Raw genomic sequence first — 12,267 nt, 5'->3', positions numbered from 1 at the left:
CCCGCCCTTGCCCATTGGATTTTTTCAGAAAAATTGGTCATTTTTGTGGGCCTCCTTTTCTCCTCTATGCGCTTTCGCTGACAGTCACCGCCATACCCGCAGGCACAAGGCGGGCCAAATAACCAAGCAGTCTTGTCTGATCCGGGCAGAAGTCGGAATAACTCTGGACGGATACGGAGATGCTGCGGGCGGCCATGTTTTCTGTGATTGTTACCTGGGCGCCCAGGAGGGAAAGAAATTTTTCCAGGGCGGCGGGAGAACAGTGCTGGGCGTCCTCGCTGTGTAAAAACAAGGCGACTTTCCGCAGCCGCTCTTCCAAACAGTTTTCAGGCAGGTAGATCCCGGCATAAGAAAGGTACTCCAAGAGCTGTTTTTTTTCGGCATACTGTAAAAACAGTTTTCCTAAAGTAGCCTGGATAAAATGATCTGCCTCATCCAATGCCGCCTGATAGGAGAGGGTCTCTTTGTATACATGGGAACTGTCGGACAACCGATAGATCCCCAGCTTTGCCATGCGGGAAAGCAGCGCCATCTACACCACCGCCTTTGTAATAACGATATCCCCTGGGCGCAACACCTGCAGGGGCTCAGGAACTACGTCCTGCTCCGGGGCGGTAATCGTATAATTTTCAAAACAGCCCGCATCCATAACCAGTTTGCCCAGCTTGGCCAGAGTAAGGGGCGATCCAATATCCAAACATTCTATGTAGGACTGGATCGTCTGCGTTAGCCGCCCGATAGCCGCGGCAGAGGCTTGACTTCCACTGTACAGCGGGGTCATAGTCACCGATATGGCGATATCCGGGCAAACCGCTTGGGCGCTGGCGGCTGTAACGGTGACAGCTGGCTCCCGCAGGGAAGAAAGTTTCTCCCCTACTGTGGAAAGCACCGCCTCCCCCACGCTTTCCTGTTTATCGGCGCTTACATATACTGTCACCGCGCCGGGCGCGCCTTCGGTTGCCTTCGCCCTTGCGCAGGAAACCCCGGCGCACGAAAGGGCGGCCTGTTCATAAAAAGCGGTATTTACCCCGTTGGAGGGAAAAGCGTAACTGGCTTTTAAGCGTCTGCGCAGACTGTCGTCCCCCTCCAGGTCCTCGCCGCCGGAGAAAGGCTGTGGATTGGTAACCGCGGTAATTCCGGGAACGCTGTCCTCCAAAATGGTGATCGTCTCCGCCAAAGCGTTGCCGGCGCTGCCAGGCTCCAGAGCGACAGCGCTTACCACCACATTGTTGCCCAAAGGGGAGATGGTCCCGCTCTGGGTGGTCTTGTAACGTATGCCAGACGGCGTTTTACAGATCACGCCGGAAGGCACCTGTACCGTGGTCCCATCCCCAGCCAGCCGGGAAAGCCGCAGAGAACCGGTGGCAAAGGAGGCCGGCTTACGGGCAAGGCCCCGCATCATAGCAAAACGTTCCAGAACTTCGCCGGCACTTTCCATAGGGGAATACTGGCCTTCCAAAGCGGTGATTTTTTCACAGAGAGTCTCCAATTCTCCGGCCAATACGCCGAACCGCAGACAGATATCCGAAGCGTCGTCAGGAACAAAACCGGACAGCTCCGTATATTTTTCTTTCATACGATTATAAAAATAAACTTGAGAAAAATCACTAGTTGTCATGTGCTCACCTCCAAAGAATATTCTTCTCCTGAAATTTTCAGCGATACCTTAATAAGCAGCCGGCCGCTGCCCGGATCAAACCGGCAGTCAGCCGCCTGGGGGGAAAGTCCCTTTACAGGCAGCAGCGCCTGGCGGCATACGCTAAGCGCCCGTTGGGAAAGGGCGGTTCCCCGCCCTGTCAATGCGAGCGTATGAAGCTGGCTTCCAAACTGGGGCGCCCAGGGCAGCGTTCCTTTGGGGATGGATAAGCGAAGGGCCGCCTGCTGGAGCAGTTCTTCCTTTCCCCTTAACATTACCGGCGCCCCTTGACGGTCAAATACCTGGTCGCCATTTTTAAGCATAATATCCATGGCGTTTTCCTCCTTTACACATAAGTGGGATCAAGCAGGGTATACGTGGTGGTCATCCCAGCCGCCGACATGCGCATACGCACCTGATGAGCGAACAATCCGGTGTATTCATGCAGCCCGGTGTTCAGATTGATCCGGTCCCCCACCTTGGCGGTGAATATTCCAGGGTAGGTTAGCGTCACGACAAACCGCCCCATATGGGCCCGGCGGATACGCAGGATAGCCTCCTGCCGGGGAGCGTTTTCAAACAGAGAAAACTCCGGGGAGGGGATCAGATACCGGGTGCGGTTTAATTTCCAAGATACTGTGTTGGGCGAAATATAGCTGGAGTCATAAACGCCTTCACTATTGCGGATCACATACTTGGAAATATCGCTGTACCGGTTGCGGGTCACCTTTAGGCTGCTGTAATGCATAGCGGTGTCCGAAAGGTTGGAAAAGGTATAAGTTTCGCCCATAGGGGGGCCAAACTGACAGATTATATTATCATCGTCGTCCACATAGGCGAGTCCTAATGCAGACGAACGGAAAAAATTATAAAAAACCTCCCATACGCTCATGCCTTTTACCACCTGATACTGGTTAAAGAACACATCCTGCGGCGCTGTCAAAGACGTAAAGCCATAAGGACGGATGTGTTCGTCAAACAAATCGGATAAATACACGTTGGTATACGTTTGGGGCAGAGCCTCGTTGTCCAGCAGCAGCGCTCCCAGACTCCGGGCCATAATTGTTAGGCGGCGGCCCTGATCGTTATGGGTTTCGGTCTGTTCGTCCAGCCGGCCTTTAAACAGGATATTCCCATTTAAGGAAACCTGCATCCGGTAAAACTCAGGATAATCTGCGTCGCAGGGAAAAATCCCTTCAAAGGATTGGGCGGGGGAATCATAGGACTTTACAATTTCAAATTCTATGGGATGCTGTAAAGTATAGGTGTTGTCCGAAAGGTCATAAAAGGTAAAAAGCAGGGTGCTGGTCATCTTTTATTCCTCCCCGCCGCTGGAAGCCTCGGTAAACTCCAGCATATAGCTGATTACCCGTCCATCCCCTTGAGCGTTGTAGCTGAACCGGGAAACATACGCCTGCATGCGTTGGCCGCTGGGAAGAAACAACGCGTCCTCTCCCCCGCCGCACAAATCTGCTATCTGGGAGAGTTTAGCATTGGTCTGATCGGCGGTAGGGGCAAATACTTCCCCTTCACACCGCACCACACGGCACTTTGGCCCCAGATGTTGGACAAGGTTTCCATAACCGGGAAGCAGATGGGAAACCATAGCCGACCCCAGGGAAACTTCAATTTTTCTGGGATTGTATTCAAACACAAAAGCTCCGAATTGTAAATTACTCAACCGATCTCCTCCATTTCATTGGTGATGGGGTGGGGATACCGGCGGGCCTGGGTTTTCAGACGGTCGTTTACCAGACCTAATATGTCCATGTCTCCAGAAATGGCGGACGAATAGGTAACTGGGGTCGGTTCCGGATAAGAAACAAAAGAGACCTCCGTTTCCTGTACTGTCAGGGGGGCAAGGTCCGGCTGGGTTTGCGGCGGCGCCTGCAGGGGAGCGCCTACAGGGGTTTGGGTATCCATATACATATCCCACACCATAGGCACGTCTACCTTTGCCGGGGTATTTACCGAAGACCGAGACTGGGTAAACTCCCTATAGACCTGGAGATTTTTTTCCAGGTCCGCTTGGATATTAAACATGTTATCTTCCTCCCATTAGGATATACCATCCATTTCCTGTATATGTTCATGGTACAGTCTGCACAAATCAGCAATTTGAGACAGAGTAAGGAAATATAACGGTTCACAGACAAAATCCAGACTGTCCTCTTCCGCCAGGGCCATAAAAAGCAGGGCGGTATTGTAGGCCAGAGCGGTAGCCTCCTGCGCGTTTAGTCCATAGCCGGACAGCTCGCAGAGAACCTGGCCGGCCCGGTAATCCATTAATGCTTCCTCTTTTGCGGACAGACGGACGAAATGAAAGGGATAGCCGCGGTACTCCACGGTAAATTTATTCATTTCGTGAACCATCTGCTTGCTGTCATAGGCCCCGTTTAAGCGATCCATTTATTTTACCTCCATACGGTTTTTAGCGATCACTGTCAGGGTTTCATACACCATATCATTTAAGGCTACGGACTCGTCAATGGAGGACCATTGGCAGCCGGTATAAATGATTTTACGGTCAGGTTTTACAATAACCACGTTAAAATCCTCAATTCCGTGGAAATCGATGTTTTCTGTCTCGTTGGTGTGGATGACATACACTCTCGTCAGCTCCAGTACATGCTTGATCCGCCCGCCTACGGTACCCACCGGTTCCAGAGAACCGAACGCTTCCACATACCGGCTCTCCCGGGTAGTTTTGGCCTTGTAGCTTTGGGCTACCGCCAGGCGTTTCCCGTCAATTTCAATATAGATATCTTTGCTGGTAGGAAAGGTCATTATTGCCACTGGGCATCCTCCTTTTTTACATCTGAATTTCTGCCATAATTACAATCTGGCTTACTTCCGGGGCCACTTTAAAAGCAAGCTGTGCCACACAGATACCGCTGTCCTGGGGATGGACGGAAACGGTCGGAAGCTGATAGCTGTCAATAAGCCCCAGCGACTTTTTTGCCTCCAGTTCAATAGTGATCTGCGTCGCGATGCTTTCTCGGGTAGCGGGATTATTTCTTAATCCGTGCAACCGTTTTTTCAGCGCTGCCCGAATGGAAGAAACCACCTCGTCCGCCGCCAATACCGTGGACAGACTGGAAAAGGTATTGTCCGCAAGCCCGTCCTGCTGGGTACAGGTGGTGACCGCCCGGATACATACCACGTCAGAACCAACTTTTTCAAAGGGGGTTACCCCGCTTTTTAACAGATTTTCCACCTGCTGGGCAGTGAGGGTTCCATCGAACGTCCCTCCGACCGGAACCGAAATGCCGTTAAAATTAGCGGAAGGATCGCTTGTGAGAATTTTGGCCCCTAATGCCGCTGCGGTTAGATGGGTGGCGGAGCCTGCGTCGCAGCATAGGACCATATGAGGGTCGTTGAGGGCCTGCGCTAAGGTACAGGCGCTGTCCAGGGAGACCGGAGCGACGCCAATTCGTTCTTTTGCGGCTTTAGAACACGACTGCACATGGGCGGACAGCGCGGTAAGATCGTCTTTCTGAGCGCTGCCTAAAATGACCGCTCCAATATCACAAAGCTGCTGTGCGGCAGCCAGAGCGGCGTCGATGTCCGTACCCATACCAATACAGTAAAGGGGAAAGACGCCTGCATCCAGCAATATCTGCGCCATGGACGAAAGAACAGTACCGTCTGCGTCCGTTCCAAATAGGGTGATAACCTCCGCCAGAGTTGCGGTTTTATGGACAACATCGGTATCCCCTGTGGAAGCCGGCGCGATTAAAACCGCACCGGTACGGGAACTTTTTTTGGCATACGCCGGGGAAATATGGGTGTAGGTGTATACACCGGGACGCATAGTTTCGGGAACAATATACAAAGAAAATCACACTCCTTTTGTAACAATAACAATGTCGGACAGGGAGGTTTGCGCCTCTTGCAAAGCGGCGGTCATTCTTCCGGTGAGCTTTGCGGTTGCAGTAAGCCGAAGAGAAGAAAGAGAAGCGTCGAAGGAAGTTTCCGAACACTCAATAGATTGAACGCCAAAGTTATTTTCGCGAAAGAAAAAACTTTCACATACCCGGTCGAACAGATGGTGGCAGGACAGCTCGCCTTGTGATTGGGGGCAAAGAATGTCAAAACGAAGGGTGATATTGATCAGCCCCGCGGGACAAGAAAATTCTCCGGACGCGCCAGGGAGCTGCACCGCGCCGATCCCTACCGCGATATAGCTGTCCTTTAAGGGGAACTGTTTATACCGCTGAGGAAACTCTTCTACAATACACAGGCCATCCAGTGGGATTGCGGCCTTCAGATAACTGGTAATTTCCTTTTTTAGCTGGGTAAAATTATCCATTGCCTTCGATCACCTCCTGTAAAATTGCCCGGCGGAATACCGCTTGCTGCTGGTAATGAAAATCGTGGCAGAGGATCACCGCATAAGTGCGCTTCCCCACAGACAACAGAGTGTCTTTCAGCACATATTCTCCTCCGTTGGAAAGCGGGCCATAATAGACATACTGTTTTTCATCGATCTGTCCGAAGGGAGAACGCGGCACCTGAACATGCTTTAGAGTGGAGTAGGATGTAGGCATAATACAGGCGGTAAAGACGTATTCCACACCTTCATAAATAAGGCTTACCGGCCGCCCGCATTGCTGGATAGCGCCGTCGATGGCTTTTACAACATCCATAACTACACCTGCCTAAAGCACATGCTGTTTACAGTCAGCAGATCAGACGCCGCGGCAAGGGCCTCTTCCCGCAGACGGTGGATGGCCTCCGTACCGGATGCGCCGCTGCTGTCAGAAACGCTGATATCTCCAATGGAAATACTCTGGGCGTTTGTACCTGTACGGCAGAGAGAATATTGATAATAACTTTCTGCCGCCGCTGCCAATATTAAACGGGGATCGCTGACGTCTGCCCCTGGCGCAAGGCAGCGGCCGATTTTTTGGATCGCTCCCTGACATAAGGGGAGCCAATCCTTTGCTGCGGATAGGCTTAGTCCTGCGTACAGACAAAACTGTGCAAAAACTTTGTTCTCATCGATCATAAATCGTACCTCCTTTTTTCAGCGGTACGGGGGAACACATTTCCCCCGTACCCCCATTGCGGCGGGAAAGGCGCGGCCGGCAGGCCGCGCATGGCGCTTTGGGCGCCTTCGGCGGGCAAAGCCCGCCGCTTTCCCGCCGGAGCTCCCGTCTTGGGGAAATTAAGCTTTTAAGGTAAGAACTTTTACCGCATCCGGGAAGATTTTCGCGAAACCGCTAATCGAAGTCACAGCGGCTCGTTCCAGCTGGCAGTCGATCAATTTGTCATAGTCCACAGTAATATCGCCGGCAGTGACCATTTCCAGGGCGAAACGGTTGTCCAAAGCAACGATAGTGCCTTCCGGAACAGCTTTGGATTTGATGACATTGGCGCCGAAAGGAGTACCGATCATACCGGTGCCGTTAAAGTTCAGTCCCGCTACCGGGTCTTTGAGTTCAGCAAGGCCAAGCATTTTCTGCATCATATCTGGGGAGACGATCAGAGTATTCATTTCAAACTCATCAAACTGGCTCCACAGGTTAAGCAGATCACTGTACGCCAAGGCGCCGGAGGCGGAGGTGGTAATAGAATCCGCGGCATTGCTGTTGCCATCGCCGTTAATAAGTACGTCCACCGCATCCTTCAGCTGGGCTTTGGTGATATAAGCCCCTATCTGTTTTAAGGTTACGGTAAACAGATCAATGCGCTGAAATTTTACCGCTTCATAAGAAGCTACCAGCATACGGCCCCGTTTGATCATACGCACCAGGTTCTCATTCAGCTTAATGGTGGTCTGGGGGATAAACGCCCCTTCCGCTACGTCCGCCGCCTGTACTTCCTCGCCGTTATCAGTCGTAATTGTGCGGTAATCCATAGAATGGATTACTGTTTTAGAAGCGATGATATTATTGATAGTAGCGGTTTCATCCGCGCCCTGAGCTACTGCGCGGGCGACATATTCAGGAAACAGGGCGGCGGAATCAACAGTGGAAAAGAATTTGGAGATACTGTCGCTGCCTGCGCCGCTTACTTTGATGTCAAAGCGTTTGAGCTGACGCTGGAAAGCGTCCAGATTGGCAAGTTCGGTACCGGTGTAGCCAGAGGAAGGATCCAGTTTTTCCAACTGGGCAGAAAAGCTGGCGCCGGATTTATACATGGATTTGTCCAGTTTAATATTTTGATAATTAGCCATAAATGAATTACCTCCTAATAATTTGGGTTATCAAAGTTGGCGTCCTTTACAGGATAATGCCCACAGTAGAATTATCGGTATCAATGTCTACTACCGTGACGCCGATACCGGTGGAATTGGTTTTAATTCCTCCAGTTGCGTTGCAGGCGATGATATTATATCCATACGCAGGAGCGGTGCCGGTATAAGGTACGTTCATATAGCCGCCGGTCTGAACTAAAGCGGCAGAACCTGTTTTATGGATTAAAAGTCCAGCGAATACATTCCCATCTCCTGCTTTGTCCACAGTATAGGAACCGGTGACCTTTACCATATTTCCCTCTGCTGCGGCAGAATTGGCCGCTAATTTAAAGGTGGCGTATTTGGCGTTATAGCCGTTTAAACTCAGTTTCATAAAAGAACTCCTCCTAAATTAAAAATTCATGGTTGTCATAAACCGCCTGTGACGGCGCGCCTTGGATTTCGCTGGAAAATTGCGTCTGAAGCCCCAAAGTTTGGTTGGCAGTATGGCAAACCCCGTCCACATATTTTTTTAAGTGGGCAAGATCCATAGGACTCACCATCTCCTCCACAAGCTTTGAATCCAAACCCGGCAAGGCCAAGGCGGACATGGCAACCGCTTTTTTACGCAGGTAAAGAAGATGCTCTTCCCCCGCCTGTGCCAGTCCCTCCAGGGAATGAATATGATCCTTAAGACGCTGTACTTGACCTTTTGTGAGCGTAACATCCCGGCTGCCGTCCAGCGCTTTCAACAGGTCGCCCTCAGGTACTGAAGAAGAAGGGAGGCGCCCTTTTACTACACCGGCGGACATTTGAGCGGGTACCGCCACAAACGACCATTCATACGCGTCGGTAGGATTGATCAGGATACGATGGCAAAGCATACCGTCGTATTCCTTTCCGACAACATGGGAACAAGCGCCGGCACGGATATCCGCACCGCAGACGGAACATTCCGTCCTTTCCACACTGCACCCCACGCTGACTTCTTTTTTAATTCCCGCGTCAATCTCTAAAATCAGATCGGCGTTTTTCTCACACCGCACCATATAGGCCCAAGCCTTTAAAGCGCAATAAGGCTCTCCTATCTGGGTAACGCGGGAGGTGTCCTCCACCACCTGAGTGGCGAAGATCCGGGACATCTGGTTTTCCCCTTTGGGGTTGTGATCAAAAATACCGGTTTTCCCTAAAAAAAGCTGGGATAGCTTTTGCAGGCCGTGGCTGGTAAAACGCTCGTAATCCCGGTCAATTTCGTTGTCGCACAAAATCAGGGAAAATACGTATACTTCCTGCGCTGTCAGTTCCCGGCGGGAATACCGGTTGATCTGGGCCAACTGTTCTTGTGTTACCGGGCTTTGGTCCGCACACTTTATGACAGATGCTGTTTTCATGGTCTGGTTTCCTCCTTTATCTGGCTTTCTAACTGATCCGCCTGGATATTTATCAACCGGGCGTTGGCGAGCTCTACCTCATCCTGCAAATTGACATTATCCCATTGGATAGCCACGTCGCTGGTATATCCCCGCAGCCGCAGGTAAAGGGTGCAAATCTTAATCAGCACCGGAGTAAGCAGACGGCGGTAGCTGTCCAACTCAGAGGTTAAAATATCTGCTTGCTGGGCGCTCATGCGTTCGGTGGTAGACCAGTTTAGCCCCAGTAGGAAGGGGGGGACCCCCAGTTTAGCCACAATCTGCTCCAACATCTGGCGCACCGGAACCTCGGTATCAATCATCTGGTTATCTGCACCGATGACTTTGATGTCCACATCCCCTACGGCCACAAAATCTTTAATTTGACCGCTTTTGACTGAATTCATCGCATCCGCCCATTCCCGGGCAATATTGCCGGCAATATCCTTGGCATACGCCCGGTCTAAGGAAGAGGAACTGGGTTTGTAGGTCACGGCGTAGCGCAGATTAGCGATACGCTCAAAATTTTGGCCGATGGAGTGGTAAATTTTTGTCAGTACGTCGCTGACAAAGGGCAGACATTCTAAAATTGAAGTGCCACAAACCTGGCCCGCTTTGGGATTTAACGCGGAATAAACCACCAGTTGGGGATAGGGGATAGGCTGTGGATCCATTCCGTTTTTTGCGGCGCAGATTACTACGCCGAAGGGGTTTTCTGATTTTTTGAAATAAATGTTTTTAATAGGGACGTTATACAGCCCGGCAATAGAGCTGGCGTCCGGGGTAAGAACAATTTCTCCTACAGCGCTGCCGTAGGTAAGCAGACTGTCAAGATAACAGCGTAAGAAACTGTCAATCCCCTGGGACATGGCCCCTACTTTCACTGTTTCAAAAAAGGTCTCCAATTCTTTTTGAGCAGCGGAATTGGTGGACTTCGGTTCGCAGCCGCCGGTCAATCTGCCAATTTTATCAATGGCGGCGTCAATCACCGGCACCGTTTGCCTGAGGGTGTCGTACAGCGCGCAGTCCCGGGTATACAGCGGCAGCGCCCCATTCCAGGCAAGCAAGCTTGGCGTATTGTCCCGCAGGGTCTGTACGCTGGCGGCGCCGGTCTCCCGTTTAAATAAGTCCTTTAAACCCTTGATAAAAACCGACCTCCTTTTTATGGAATATTTTGAAGGGATATTTAGATTTAAATTACTAGCGTTATAAAACTAGCGTTCTACCGCCAAGGAACAAAATCCGCAGCTGTTTTGACGGGCCACGGTCATCACAAAATAACGCAGATCGTCCATAGCATGGTCGTTTTCTTTGCGCGGGCAGTCATGGCCGGCGTTCTCATCCCAACGGTAAAGGGAAAACTCCCGCAAAATGTCTTTGCAGTCTCTGCTGAACAAAAGCTGTCCTTGCTTGAGCAGGGAGCTTACCGTTCGGATACCGTCAGAAACATCATTGTTAGCCGCCAAAACCTGATATTTTCCCCGGCGGCGGATACATTCCATAAAACTGACGGCGGAAGGGTCTACAACCACAGCCTGGACCGGATACTCCCCGGCTAGGCGATCCAATGCTTCATAGTACTCCTCATCGGTTTTTAAATCTCCGGTGAGCCGGGAAGAATGATAATATTCCCGTATCCGGTACCAGCGGCCATCCGACTCTCCCCATAAACCGAAGGAAGCGGGATTGATGGTGCCGTAATCGCAAGAAATATAATACCGGCTGCATGAAGGAATACTGTCCACCACATGGATTTTTTCATCGAACATTGGATATACCGCGCCCTGTACGCAAGTCCATTTACCCAGGACAAACCGATCATAAAAGCTTCCGGAATATAGGGATTGATACCGCCGCAGCATTTTTTTTGAAAGGGAAGGGTTGTCCTCCATTACAAAATGCAGTACCAACGCGTTTTTTTGAGAGGCTTTTAAAATCCACTGGGTATAGAACCAATGCTGGGGATGCTGAGGATTGCAGTTGAACCAAAACTTTGAACCGTTTACTGAACACCTTGCCAGCGCCTGTTCCACAAAAGAACGAGGCATAAGCGCGACCTCGTCAAAGAGCACCCCGGCGAGAGTAACGCCTTGGATCAAGGCGGCGGAAGATTCATCTCGTCCGCCGAACAGATAAAACCGGTTTTTACGTCCTTCCACAGAAACCTCAATATATCCCCGGGAGAGGTTTTCCCGGCAGGAAAATCCCAACTCGCTTAATATGGGGAGCAAGGGGGATACTACATTGCGCCGCAGGGAAAGGACTGTTTTGCCGCACATGGCAAAAGCCTGCTCTTGAAAGCTGGCCATTGCCCAACTGACAAATCCTACCGACATACACAGGGTTTTTCCGGAGCGTACCGCACCGTCGCAGATAATGGCGTCTTTGTCATGATCCGGACTTTGCGGACACCACCAGGTCATGGCTTTCAGCTGTTTTTCGGAAAAAGGTACGAAGTTAGGCATTCTCATCCGCCCCATCGGCAGTTTCCTGGATGACGGGGGGCGCTGGATCGCCGCTTTTCTGAGCGCCCGCGGCGGCGCTCAGCGCGGCGAAAAAGCCCGACGGAACGTCGGTCTTTTGCTGCTGGCCCAACTGGACCAGTAGCTCCAGCGCCCGTAGCCGGTCGCAGAATTTCAGCTGGGTGCCGCCGGAGCTGGGGCGGCGGATTTCCGATATACCCGCACAGGAAACCTCACCTGTCAGCTGTGCGTCCTTGGAAAAAGAGAGCTGGCCCTCTTCCCCGAAGGCAATTTGTAAAAGCAGAGCCTTGGCAAGAAGAAGGGTGTCCTCACCAAACAGCCGCCGCCGCAGGGAAGAAATCTTTTTCTGGATACCGGTTTCCAATAACAGCAAAGCACCCTGCTGCTCACAGCTTTCCAAAGGGTAGCCTGCTTTTTGGGCGGCTAAGGGAGGACTATATCCCTGAGCCGAAAAAACGCAGAATAAATTTCGCATGGTTTTTTGATCAAACTTACCGATAAATTTCACCTCGAAAAATCGAATGAATAAAAATATCCCTTCACTAATGGTGCAAAAAC

At 51.3% G+C, this 12,267-nt stretch carries 18 protein-coding genes; all 18 read right to left on the bottom strand.

Going from position 1 to position 12,267, the window contains the following annotated elements; translation table 11 throughout:
- Positions 1 to 64: 64 nt before the first annotated feature.
- A complete protein-coding gene (locus H8705_RS07005) occupies positions 65 to 532 on the bottom strand; it encodes a hypothetical protein (RefSeq protein WP_262395120.1) in 468 nt (155 codons plus the stop codon).
- The gene (locus H8705_RS07000) at positions 533 to 1,618 is read right to left on the bottom strand and encodes a baseplate J/gp47 family protein (RefSeq protein ID WP_262395119.1); all 1,086 of its coding nucleotides are present in this window, start codon (positions 1,616 to 1,618) and stop codon (positions 533 to 535) included.
- A complete protein-coding gene (locus tag H8705_RS06995; RefSeq protein ID WP_262395118.1) occupies positions 1,615 to 1,968 on the bottom strand; it encodes a hypothetical protein in 354 nt (117 codons plus the stop codon). The genes H8705_RS07000 and H8705_RS06995 overlap by 4 nt, the downstream gene beginning before the upstream one ends.
- 14 nt (positions 1,969 to 1,982) lie before the next feature.
- A complete protein-coding gene (locus H8705_RS06990) occupies positions 1,983 to 2,948 on the bottom strand; it encodes a hypothetical protein (RefSeq protein ID WP_262395117.1) in 966 nt (321 codons plus the stop codon).
- A 3-nt stretch (positions 2,949 to 2,951) separates the two neighbouring features.
- On the bottom strand, positions 2,952 to 3,317 hold the full coding sequence (locus H8705_RS06985; protein WP_262395116.1) for a hypothetical protein: 366 nt from the start codon (positions 3,315 to 3,317) through the stop codon (positions 2,952 to 2,954).
- A complete protein-coding gene (locus H8705_RS06980) occupies positions 3,314 to 3,679 on the bottom strand; it encodes a hypothetical protein (protein WP_262395115.1) in 366 nt (121 codons plus the stop codon). Before H8705_RS06980 ends, H8705_RS06985 begins: the two co-directional genes overlap by 4 nt.
- Before the next feature lie 15 nt (positions 3,680 to 3,694).
- Complete coding sequence (locus H8705_RS06975) at positions 3,695 to 4,045, bottom strand: hypothetical protein (RefSeq protein WP_262395114.1); 351 nt, start codon at positions 4,043 to 4,045, stop codon at positions 3,695 to 3,697.
- On the bottom strand, positions 4,046 to 4,423 hold the full coding sequence (locus tag H8705_RS06970; RefSeq protein ID WP_262395244.1) for a hypothetical protein: 378 nt from the start codon (positions 4,421 to 4,423) through the stop codon (positions 4,046 to 4,048). It abuts the gene before it with no gap.
- A gap of 25 nt (positions 4,424 to 4,448) precedes the next feature.
- Positions 4,449 to 5,471, bottom strand: a complete 1,023-nt coding sequence (locus H8705_RS06965; RefSeq protein ID WP_262395113.1) for a hypothetical protein — start codon at positions 5,469 to 5,471, stop codon at positions 4,449 to 4,451.
- Positions 5,472 to 5,477: 6 nt separating this feature from the next.
- Positions 5,478 to 5,948, bottom strand: a complete 471-nt coding sequence (locus tag H8705_RS06960) for a hypothetical protein (protein WP_262395112.1) — start codon at positions 5,946 to 5,948, stop codon at positions 5,478 to 5,480.
- The gene (locus H8705_RS06955; protein WP_262395111.1) at positions 5,941 to 6,285 is read right to left on the bottom strand and encodes a hypothetical protein; all 345 of its coding nucleotides are present in this window, start codon (positions 6,283 to 6,285) and stop codon (positions 5,941 to 5,943) included. Before H8705_RS06955 ends, H8705_RS06960 begins: the two co-directional genes overlap by 8 nt.
- A gap of 2 nt (positions 6,286 to 6,287) precedes the next feature.
- Positions 6,288 to 6,647, bottom strand: coding sequence for a hypothetical protein (locus H8705_RS06950; protein ID WP_262395110.1), 360 nt, complete (start codon positions 6,645 to 6,647; stop codon positions 6,288 to 6,290).
- Positions 6,648 to 6,806: 159 nt separating this feature from the next.
- The gene (locus tag H8705_RS06945) at positions 6,807 to 7,817 is read right to left on the bottom strand and encodes a phage major capsid protein (protein WP_262395109.1); all 1,011 of its coding nucleotides are present in this window, start codon (positions 7,815 to 7,817) and stop codon (positions 6,807 to 6,809) included.
- A gap of 46 nt (positions 7,818 to 7,863) precedes the next feature.
- Positions 7,864 to 8,211 carry a hypothetical protein gene (locus H8705_RS06940; RefSeq protein WP_262395108.1) on the bottom strand — a complete coding sequence of 116 codons (348 nt, stop codon included), beginning with the start codon at positions 8,209 to 8,211 and terminating at the stop codon, positions 7,864 to 7,866.
- Positions 8,212 to 8,224: 13 nt separating this feature from the next.
- Entirely contained in the window at positions 8,225 to 9,208 is a 984-nt protein-coding gene (locus H8705_RS06935) for a hypothetical protein (protein ID WP_262395107.1), read from the bottom strand.
- Positions 9,205 to 10,293: a serine/threonine protein phosphatase gene (locus H8705_RS06930; RefSeq protein WP_262395106.1), complete on the bottom strand. Its 1,089-nt coding sequence runs from the start codon at positions 10,291 to 10,293 to the stop codon at positions 9,205 to 9,207. Before H8705_RS06930 ends, H8705_RS06935 begins: the two co-directional genes overlap by 4 nt.
- A gap of 147 nt (positions 10,294 to 10,440) precedes the next feature.
- Entirely contained in the window at positions 10,441 to 11,691 is a 1,251-nt protein-coding gene (locus H8705_RS06925) for a PBSX family phage terminase large subunit (RefSeq protein ID WP_262395105.1), read from the bottom strand.
- Complete coding sequence (locus tag H8705_RS06920; RefSeq protein WP_262395104.1) at positions 11,684 to 12,184, bottom strand: terminase small subunit; 501 nt, start codon at positions 12,182 to 12,184, stop codon at positions 11,684 to 11,686. The genes H8705_RS06925 and H8705_RS06920 overlap by 8 nt, the downstream gene beginning before the upstream one ends.
- Positions 12,185 to 12,267 lie beyond the last annotated feature (83 nt).

This window comes from Youxingia wuxianensis, from assembly GCF_014385085.1.
GTDB lineage: Bacteria > Bacillota > Clostridia > Oscillospirales > Ruminococcaceae > Youxingia > Youxingia wuxianensis.
This window is presented reverse-complemented; position numbering and strand designations above follow the sequence as displayed.

Coding starts and splice junctions, on each gene's coding strand:
- H8705_RS07005 (WP_262395120.1), bottom strand. CDS start 532: ATGGCGCTGCTTTCCCGCATGGCAAAGCTGGGGATCTATCGGTTGTCC.
- H8705_RS07000 (WP_262395119.1), bottom strand. CDS start 1,618: ATGACAACTAGTGATTTTTCTCAAGTTTATTTTTATAATCGTATGAAA.
- H8705_RS06995 (WP_262395118.1), bottom strand. CDS start 1,968: ATGGATATTATGCTTAAAAATGGCGACCAGGTATTTGACCGTCAAGGG.
- H8705_RS06990 (WP_262395117.1), bottom strand. CDS start 2,948: ATGACCAGCACCCTGCTTTTTACCTTTTATGACCTTTCGGACAACACC.
- H8705_RS06980 (WP_262395115.1), bottom strand. CDS start 3,679: ATGTTTAATATCCAAGCGGACCTGGAAAAAAATCTCCAGGTCTATAGG.
- H8705_RS06975 (WP_262395114.1), bottom strand. CDS start 4,045: ATGGATCGCTTAAACGGGGCCTATGACAGCAAGCAGATGGTTCACGAA.
- H8705_RS06970 (WP_262395244.1), bottom strand. CDS start 4,423: ATGACCTTTCCTACCAGCAAAGATATCTATATTGAAATTGACGGGAAA.
- H8705_RS06960 (WP_262395112.1), bottom strand. CDS start 5,948: ATGGATAATTTTACCCAGCTAAAAAAGGAAATTACCAGTTATCTGAAG.
- H8705_RS06955 (WP_262395111.1), bottom strand. CDS start 6,285: ATGGATGTTGTAAAAGCCATCGACGGCGCTATCCAGCAATGCGGGCGG.
- H8705_RS06950 (WP_262395110.1), bottom strand. CDS start 6,647: ATGATCGATGAGAACAAAGTTTTTGCACAGTTTTGTCTGTACGCAGGA.
- H8705_RS06945 (WP_262395109.1), bottom strand. CDS start 7,817: ATGGCTAATTATCAAAATATTAAACTGGACAAATCCATGTATAAATCC.
- H8705_RS06940 (WP_262395108.1), bottom strand. CDS start 8,211: ATGAAACTGAGTTTAAACGGCTATAACGCCAAATACGCCACCTTTAAA.
- H8705_RS06935 (WP_262395107.1), bottom strand. CDS start 9,208: ATGAAAACAGCATCTGTCATAAAGTGTGCGGACCAAAGCCCGGTAACA.
- H8705_RS06925 (WP_262395105.1), bottom strand. CDS start 11,691: ATGCCTAACTTCGTACCTTTTTCCGAAAAACAGCTGAAAGCCATGACC.
- H8705_RS06920 (WP_262395104.1), bottom strand. CDS start 12,184: ATGCGAAATTTATTCTGCGTTTTTTCGGCTCAGGGATATAGTCCTCCC.